The organism is Rhodopseudomonas sp. BR0G17 (assembly GCF_010907025.1).
Classification (GTDB): Bacteria; Pseudomonadota; Alphaproteobacteria; order Rhizobiales; family Xanthobacteraceae; genus Rhodopseudomonas; species Rhodopseudomonas palustris_H.
Map to the genome: position 1 here is coordinate 79656 of NZ_QUML01000023.1, position 8448 is coordinate 88103.

Annotated in this window: 7 protein-coding genes; 2 read left to right on the forward strand and 5 right to left on the reverse strand. The window is 66.0% G+C overall.

The annotated features are described in order from the left end of the window. Positions 1-2: 2 nt before the first annotated feature. Together DY467_RS17535 and DY467_RS17540 are read left to right on the forward strand one after the other, a co-directional pair. A complete protein-coding gene (locus DY467_RS17535; RefSeq protein WP_164637826.1) occupies positions 3-1775 on the forward strand; it encodes a branched-chain amino acid ABC transporter ATP-binding protein/permease in 1773 nt (590 codons plus the stop codon). Beyond that, positions 1772-2491 carry an ABC transporter ATP-binding protein gene (locus DY467_RS17540; RefSeq protein WP_164637827.1) on the forward strand — a complete coding sequence of 240 codons (720 nt, stop codon included), beginning with the start codon at positions 1772-1774 and terminating at the stop codon, positions 2489-2491. Before DY467_RS17535 ends, DY467_RS17540 begins: the two co-directional genes overlap by 4 nt. Here the strand turns inward: DY467_RS17540 and DY467_RS17545 are convergent. The 5 genes from DY467_RS17545 to DY467_RS17565 all read right to left on the reverse strand — a co-directional run bounded on the left by DY467_RS17545 (position 2429) and on the right by DY467_RS17565 (position 8110). Continuing rightward, positions 2429-3283, reverse strand: coding sequence for a GGDEF domain-containing protein (locus DY467_RS17545; protein WP_164637829.1), 855 nt, complete (start codon positions 3281-3283; stop codon positions 2429-2431). The two genes, DY467_RS17540 and DY467_RS17545, sit on opposite strands and share 63 nt — an antisense overlap. A gap of 314 nt (positions 3284-3597) precedes the next feature. Continuing rightward, positions 3598-4755, reverse strand: coding sequence for an ABC transporter substrate-binding protein (locus DY467_RS17550; protein WP_164637830.1), 1158 nt, complete (start codon positions 4753-4755; stop codon positions 3598-3600). A gap of 81 nt (positions 4756-4836) precedes the next feature. After that, positions 4837-5256, reverse strand: coding sequence for an acyl-CoA thioesterase (locus DY467_RS17555; protein ID WP_107343757.1), 420 nt, complete (start codon positions 5254-5256; stop codon positions 4837-4839). A 140-nt stretch (positions 5257-5396) separates the two neighbouring features. After that, entirely contained in the window at positions 5397-7292 is a 1896-nt protein-coding gene (locus DY467_RS17560) for a feruloyl-CoA synthase (protein WP_164637832.1), read from the reverse strand. 11 nt (positions 7293-7303) lie between these two features. Continuing rightward, complete coding sequence (locus tag DY467_RS17565) at positions 7304-8110, reverse strand: crotonase/enoyl-CoA hydratase family protein (RefSeq protein WP_164573293.1); 807 nt, start codon at positions 8108-8110, stop codon at positions 7304-7306. Positions 8111-8448: the final 338 nt, after the last annotated feature.

The following is an 8448-nucleotide window of genomic DNA, read 5'->3' on the forward strand; positions in this document are numbered from 1 at the left end:
TGATGCCGCGTTGGTTGCCGATTCTCCTGTTCGCCGCCGTGATGACGGCGCTGCCGCTGATCCCGGGCATCCCGCCGTTCTGGATCGTGCTGCTCGACAATATCGGCCTCGCCGCGCTGGTGGCGATGGGCCTGGTGCTGCTCACCGGCGTCGGCGGGCTCACCTCGTTCGGCCAGGCCGCGTTCTGCGGCTTCGGCGCCTACACCACCGCCTACATCACCACGGTGTACGGCCTGTCGCCGTGGCTGGCACTGCCCGCTTCGCTGGTGGTCGCCGGCATCGCAGCGGTGCTGCTCGGGCTGATGACGGTGCGGCTCTCGGGCCACTATCTGCCGCTCGGCACCATCGCCTGGGGCATCGCGCTATACTATCTGTTCAGCAAGCTCGATTTCCTCGGCCGCAACGACGGTATCTCGCGAGTGCCGCCGCTGTCGATCGGCCCGATCGACATGTACGATCCGCACACGATCTACTTCGTGATCTGGGCGATGGTGCTGATCAGCGCGGTGCTGACCATGAACCTGCTCGACAGCCGCACCGGCCGCGCCATCCGCGCGCTGCGCCGCGGCCATGTCGCCGCCGAAGCCTTCGGCGTGCAGACCGCGCGCGCCAAGCTCCTGGTGTTCATCTATGCGGCGGTGCTGGCAGGCCTGTCGGGCTGGCTGTACGCGCACTTCCAGCGCAACGTGAACCCGACGCCATTCGGGCCGCAGGCCGGCATCGAATATCTGTTCATCGCCGTGGTCGGCGGTGCAGGCTATGTCTGGGGCGGCGTGCTCGGCGCGGCGATCGTCATCATCCTGAAGGAAGTGCTGCAGGGCTATCTGCCGCTGCTGTTCGGCGGCCAGGGCCAGCTCGAGATCATCGTGTTCGGCATCCTCCTGGTGGTGCTGCTGCAGCTTGCGCCCGGCGGTGTGTGGCCGTGGCTGGCCAATCTGGTACCGGTCAAATTCCGGCGCGCCGTCACCGGCAATGCCGGCGGCTTGCCCGCGCGTGAACGGGGCGGCGGCTCCGCGACCGCGCCGCTGCTGAAGGTCGAGCGCGCGCGAAAGCAGTTCGGCGGCGTGGTTGCGGTCAACGACGTGTCGTTCGACGTCAACGCCGCGGAGATCGTCGCGCTGATCGGCCCCAATGGCGCGGGCAAGTCGACCACCTTCAACCTGATCACTGGCATCCTCACCACCACCGGCGGCCGGATCGAAGTACACGGCAAGCCGGTCGACAACACCCCGCCGCAGGAGGTGGTGAAGCTCGGCATCGCCCGCACCTTCCAGCACGTCAAGCTGGTGCCGGACATGACCGTGCTGGAGAACGTCGCGATCGGCGCGCACCTGCGGGGCCGCTCCGGCGCGATCACCAGCATGCTGCGGTTCGATCGCGGCGACGAGGCCAAGCTACTCGCCGAAGCTGCGCGGCAGATCGAGCGCGTCGGACTCGGCGCGGAGATCGACCAGCTCGCGGGTTCGCTCTCGCTCGGCCAGCAGCGCATCGTCGAGATCGCGCGTGCGCTGTGCGCCGATCCGGAATTGCTGCTGCTGGACGAGCCGGCGGCTGGCCTGCGCCACATGGAAAAGCAGCGGCTCGCCGCGCTGCTGCGTCAGCTCAAGGACAGCGGCATGTCGGTGCTGCTGGTCGAACACGACATGGGCTTCGTGATGGACCTCGCCGACCGCATCGTCGTGCTCGACTTCGGCACAAGGATCGCCGAAGGCACGCCAGACGCGATCAAGACCAATCCGGACGTGATCAAAGCCTATCTCGGAGCGCTGGCATGACCGCCCTGCTTTCGGTGTCCGGCGTCTCGGTGTCCTACGGCAAGGTCGAGGCGGTGCGGAACGTGTCGCTCGAGGTGCGGACGCGCGAGATCGTCACCGTGGTCGGCGCCAACGGCGCCGGCAAGACCACCCTGCTCAGCGCCGCGATGGGCGTGCTGCCGCTGAAGGGCCGCGTCACCTTCGACGGCATCGACGTCGCGCGGCTCGACATCGAGGACCGTGTCGCCGCCGGGCTGTCGCTGGTGCCCGAACATCGCGAGCTGTTCGCCACCATGACGGTGGAGGACAATCTCGAACTCGGCGCGTTCCGCATTGCCAAGAACATCGCCGCGCAATCGCAGGAGCGGGTCTATGGCCTGTTCCCGCGGCTGAAGGAACGGCGCAAGCAGCTCGCCGGCACGCTGTCCGGCGGCGAGCAGCAGATGCTGGCGATGGGCCGCGCGCTGATGGGCGCGCCGAAGCTGTTGATGCTCGACGAGCCGAGCCTCGGCCTCGCGCCGATCATCGTGGCGGACATCTTCCGCATCGTCGGCGAACTGCGCGAAGCCGGGGTTTCAGTGCTGCTGGTGGAGCAAAACGCCAAGGCCGCGCTGGCGATCGCCGATCGCGCCTATGTGATGGAGCTCGGCGAATTCGTGCTCGACGGGCCGGCCTCAGAGGTTGCGCGCAACGAGGCGGTGGTCGCGAGCTATCTCGGCTTCTCGCACCCCGCCTGACGGTTCGGCGGACGCCATCGGCAAGGCGTCGCCGTCGTCGAGCAGCACCACACAGTTGCGGCCGAGATCCTTGGCGCGATACAGCGCGAGGTCGGCGCGCCGCATCAGCGCCGACAGTTCACCGCCGCGATAGGCCGCGAGGCCAAAGCTCATCGTCACCGCCACCAGCCGGCCGTCGCAGGCCACAGCGGTGGCGCACAGCCGGCACAGTTCGAGCGCGTAATCGTTGGCCTGCTCGTCGCTGACGCCGACCATCAGGCCGGCAAATTCCTCGCCGCCGTGGCGAGCGATCAGCATGCCGCGCGGCGCGGCGAAGTGGCGCAGAATGTCGCCGACCTCGGCGAGTACGCGGTCGCCGATGTTGTGGCCATAATGGTCGTTGATCGCCTTGAAGCGATCGAGGTCGCACATCATCGCCACCACCGGCTGCCCGGCGAAATTCGCCTGCGCGAGCTGGGTCGCCGCCGCCTCGTCGAAGCCGCGCCGGTTGAGGAGGCCGGTCAAAGGATCGGTGCGCGACATCCGCATCAGCTCGGCGCGGGTCGAGGTCAGTTGCCGCATCAGACGGGCCGACCGATACGCCATCGCGCCGGAGAGCGTGGTCGAGATGCTGAGCGCCACCACCAGCGACGCCTTCACCACAGCGCCGACCTCGACGGTCGCGTGCCAATCGGTGCCGAGATCGGAAATCAGAAAGATGATGGTGACAATCGCCGTAATCCCGGCTGCGGCTACCACCCGGCCCGCGGTGTAGCGGATCACATCACGCTGCGAGACGATCTGGCTCGGCATCAATCACCGTTGCTGGGGCCGTGCCGGCACGGAAGCGTAACCGCCTCGGCCGCCGTCGGGCCCGATGCACGGCGTTCCGCCGCGCGAAGTCCGTTGAACCCCGGTACTCCTACCAGAGGACGCGCGCCGGTCACGTTAACTCCGCGCAATTCGAAGCATCAGCCTTAACGCGACGCTAAGGCGGTACCCCATTTTTCTGCGGTGCAGGACGAACCTCTTGAGGTCGCAACGGCTGCCCTCGCGCAGCAAAAAGCCGGCCTCGCACGGAGGCCGGCTTCGCAAGGCGCAGGCGGGATGCCGCCGGCGCGATGAGACTACTTCACCATCACGTACTTGCCGTCCTTCACCGTCAGCAGGATGCGCGAACGGTCGTCGAGGCCATAGCGATCGGTTTCGGTGAAGCTGTACACGCCCTGGCTCGCCGCGATGTCCTTCTCGCTGATCAGTGCCTTGCGGATCGCTTCGCGGAATTCCTGCGTGCCCGGCTTGGCGGTCTTCAGCGCCACCGGCACCACCCGCTCCAGCACCTTGAAGGCGTCGAACGAGTGCGCCGCGAACTGGCTGCGGCTGTTCGGGCCGTACTTGGCTTCATATGCCGAATTCAGCTCGAGGCCGGGCTTCTTGGTGAGCGCGCTGGCATCCTGACCTTCCGGATCCATCACCGGACCCGACGCCATCAGCACGCCCTCTGCCGCCTTGCCGGCGATACGGATGAAGTCCATCGAGGCCGCGCCGTGGGTCTGATAGATCAGGCCCTTGTAGCCGCGCTCGCGCAGCGAGGTCTGCGGCAGCGCCGCGGCGGTGCCGGAGGCACCGACCAGGATCGCATCGGGGTTGGCGGCGACCAGCTTCAGCACCTGCCCGGCGACCGACGTATCCGGACGCGCGAAGCGCTCTTCGGCGACGATCTTCAGGCCCATCGCCTCGCCCTGCTTCTTCAGGTCGTTGAACCACAGGTCGCCATAGGAGTCCGAATAGCCGATGTAGCCGACGGTCTTGATGTTGTTCTTCTTCATGTGCTCGTAGAGCACCTTGCCCATGATCGGGATCGGCTGCGGCATCGCCACCGACCACTTGGCGCGCTCCGGCGTGATCGGCAGCGGCGCCAGCGCGATGTGCGGCACCTGCGCTTCATTGGCGACGTTGGAGACCGCCACGGTCGGCGGCGTCACCGACGAGCCCATGATCACGTCGGCCTTGGACTCCGTGACGAAACGCCGCGCGTTGGTGGTGGCGGCAGTGGGATCGCCGCCGTCGTCGAGCACGATCACCTTGAGCGGATGGCCGCCGATTTCCTTCGCCACGAATTCGAGCGCGTTGCGCTCCGGAATGCCGAGAGCCGCCGCAGGTCCCGTGGTGGTGACGGTGATACCGATGGTGATTTCGTTGGTCTCGGCAAGAGCGGCACCGGACAATCCCGGCAACGCGAGGGCCACGGCGATCGCCGTAGCGGATAGCTTGAACTTGGTCACGTTCTCCTCCTCCCTCTGTTATGGCATCGGCCGTGTTCGGCGCGATCTTGTCGTCTTGTTTACGGCATCACCGGCGGCGAGTCAGCCCCGCATGAATTTCGCCTTCACCTCCTCGGGCACCGGCACCGATTTCAGCCGGCCTGGATCGTCCGGATGGCGGCCGACCATCACCCGCGTCTCGAAGCCTTCGAGTGCCAGCTGTTCGCCCTTGAAGAGCTTGTGCACCACTTCGAAGCTGGAACGACCGAACCGCTCGATCCGGCTTTCGATGCTGATCACATCGCCATAGGTCGAGGGGATGTAGAACTTGGCGCGGGTGTCCACCATCGGAATCCCGACCAGACCATAGACCTTGATCAGGTCGCGTTTCGAGCATCCGGCTGCGACAAAAAGCGCCGAGGTGGAATCGTCGAACATCGCAAAGTAACGCGGGTAGTACACAATATCCGCCGGGTCACAATCGCCCCACTGGATCTGTACCTCACGGCGGTTGGTGAACATCGACAGTCGCCTAGCTCTCAGTTGGTCATTCCGGGGCGCCGCGCAGCGGCGAACCCGGAATCTCTTGCACAGATCATCTCGGGATTCCGGGTTCGCGGACTGCGTCCGCGCCCCGGAATGACGAACGCTGAGTTTTGATCCTACTCCAGCGCGATCACATGCGCGGGCGGCGGATCGGCGTACAGGTCTGCGATCAGCGCGGCACGATATTCCAGCACGGCGCGCTGGTTGACCGAGCCCTTGTCGGTGATCTCCCCCTTATCGATCGACAGCGGCTCGCCGAGCAGCACGGCGCGGGTGACGCGGTTCGACGAGCCGGTCGCCTGCGTCAGCAGCGTGGCGAAGCGCTCGCGGAACGCCTCGCGGATCAGATGATCAGATGCCATTCCGGCCAGATCCTCCAACGGCAGCGTCGCGTTGATCAGCTTGCAGCCGTCGGGATCAAGGATCGCCAGCGCGGTCACGTAATCGCGGTCGAGCCCGGCGATCACCACGTCGCGCACCAGCGGTGCGCAGGCAGCGATGAACTTGGCGCGCAGCGGACCGACGCTGACCCAGGTGCCCGACGCCAGCTTGAAGTCCTCCGAGATGCGGCCATCGAAATCGAATCCCCTCGAAAGATCGTTTGGATCGACCGGCTTCAGCGCGTCGTTGAGCTTGTAGAAGCCCTCCTCGTCGAACGCCTTCTCGGTCAACTCCGAAGCGCGCCAATAGCCGGGCGTGATGTTCGGCCCCTTGGCGCGGACTTCGAGCTTGCCGTTGTTCGGCACCAACTTGGCCTCGTTGCCCGGCACCGGCAGACCGACATGGCCCGACCGCGATGTCTGCGGCGTCACCGACATGAAGAACGGCGCAGTCTCGGTGGCGCCAAGGCCGGTGAGCATCGGCACCCGCGCGCCGATCTCCGCCACCGCAACCTCGTCGAGCCCGCTCCAAACGTGCGCCGCGAGGCTGGCGCCGGAGAAGAACATCGCGTGCAGGCGGCTGAAGAACAATTTGCGGAGCTGCTGGTCTTCGCGCAACACCGGCAGCAGCGACTCGTAGCCCTTCGGGACGTTGAAATACACCGTCGGCGCGATCTCGCGCAGATTGCGGATGGTGGCGGCGATCCCGGCCGGCGTCGGCTTGCCGTCGTCGATATACATCGAGCCGCCGTTGAACAACGTCAGTCCGATATTGTGGTTGCCACCGAAGGTGTGATTCCACGGCAGCCAGTCGACGATCACCGGCGGCTCGTCTTTCAGGAACGCCATCGCCTCGCGGATCATCACCTGATTGGCGCAGATCATCCGCTGGGTGTTGATCACCGCTTTCGGATTGCCGGTCGATCCCGAGGTCAGCAGGAACTTCGCAATCGTGTCGTGGCCGATCGCCTCGTGCTTGGCGGCCAGCTCAGGATGCTCCGGCGTCGCCAGCAGTTCGGCGAGCGACGTCACCTTGCGCCCCTTCACCTCGCCACGCGTGGCAGCGAGTTCGACATCCTCTGGCACGGTGGCGAGGATCGCGGGCGCGAAGGCCGTGATGTCGTCGGCGAAGATCAGGCCAGGGGTCAGAAGCCCGACGATGTGGCGCAGCTTGCCGTAATCCTTCGACACCAGCGAATACGGCGGCGACACCGGACACATCGCAACGCCCGCGTACAGCGCGCCGAACATCACGATCGCATGGTCGATCGAGTTGCCGGACAGGATCATCACCGGCCGCTCGGCCGACAGTCCGCGCGCGATCAACGCCGAGGCGATGGTCTGCGCGGCGCGCAACATCTCAGCATAGCTGATCTTGCGCCAGCCGCCTTCGCCGTTGCGCTCGGCCATGAACACGCGATCCGGCGCCATCTCGGCGAAATGATGCAGCCGGTCGGTGATCCGCACCGGATAGTCGGTGAGCGTGGTGGTCGAGCGCACGTAGATCGTGCCGTCCGGCTTGCGCTCGGTGGCGATGCCGATCTCGCCGAACGAGATATCGCGCAGCGGGTGAGCCGCGTCACGCCCGTCGGCAATAGCGGCGAATGCAATGGGATCGGTCATGGCGTCCATCACGGCTCCGTTCAGCTCGGCCGAACCTTGGCTGTCTTGTGATCGAGGAAAGCGCGTATCCGCGTTTTGGCTTCCTGGTCGCTCTGCGCCACGGTCGCCATCAGCGATTCCATCAACAGGCCGGTCTGCGGATTGGCCTCGGCGATCATCGGCAGCGCCTGCAGCACCGCGAAATTGGTCAGCGGCGCATTCTGCGCGACGCGATTGCCGAGCTCCAGCGCCTTATCGTAGGCTGAGCCGCTGTCGATCAGATATTGCGAGAAGCCGTGCATGACGCCCTCGGCGGCCGAATACACGCGCCCGGTCAGCATCATGTCGGCCATCCGGGCGACGCCGATCAACCGCGGCAACCGCACCGAGCCGCCGCCGCCGACGAAGATGCCGCGGCTGCCCTCGGGTAGCGCGTAGTAGGCGGACGCCTCGGCGACGCGGATATGCGCCGCGCAGGCGAGCTCCAGCCCACCGCCGATCACAGCGCCCTTCAGCGCCGCAATCACCGGCACCCGGCAGTACTGGATCTTGTCGAACACCCGATGCCAGGTCTGGGAATGCACCAGCCCTTCGGTGGCGTCGCGTTCGCGCAGTTCGGAGAGGTCGAGGCCGGCCGAGAAGTGATCGCCGATGCCGTGGATCACCACCGCGCGGATCTCATCCGGAATGTCGGTGAGACAGTCCTTCAGCGCCGCCATCAGCCCGTCATTGAGGGCGTTGCGTTTCTTGGGGCGATTGAGACCGATCGTCAGCACGGGGCCGACGGTATCGACGACAAGCGTCGACGGGTCCGCGAGCGTCGCGGCCTGAGCGTTTCCTGTGAGCACTTATTACGTCCTGTGCAGAATAGTTATAGATCATAACAATCACTTGAGCCCGGCGTCAATCGGCATTGCCGTGCAAAAGCAGGGACTGGGGCTCAGAAACCGCTGGCGCTGAATGTGGCGCCAGCGGCGTGGGACAGCAGCGCAGCCCGGCGAGGCGCGCCCCCTCTCCCGCTTGCGGGAGAGGGTCGGGGTGAGGGCGACGCAGGCACGGAAGCTCAGCTACGCAGAAGTGCCCCACCCCGGCTTCACTACGCCAAGTCGACTTCTTCCCTCCATGGCAGAGCGCAACCGTGCCGGAGGTTAGTCGATCCCCAGGACGAGAGGCTGTCACCCCACCC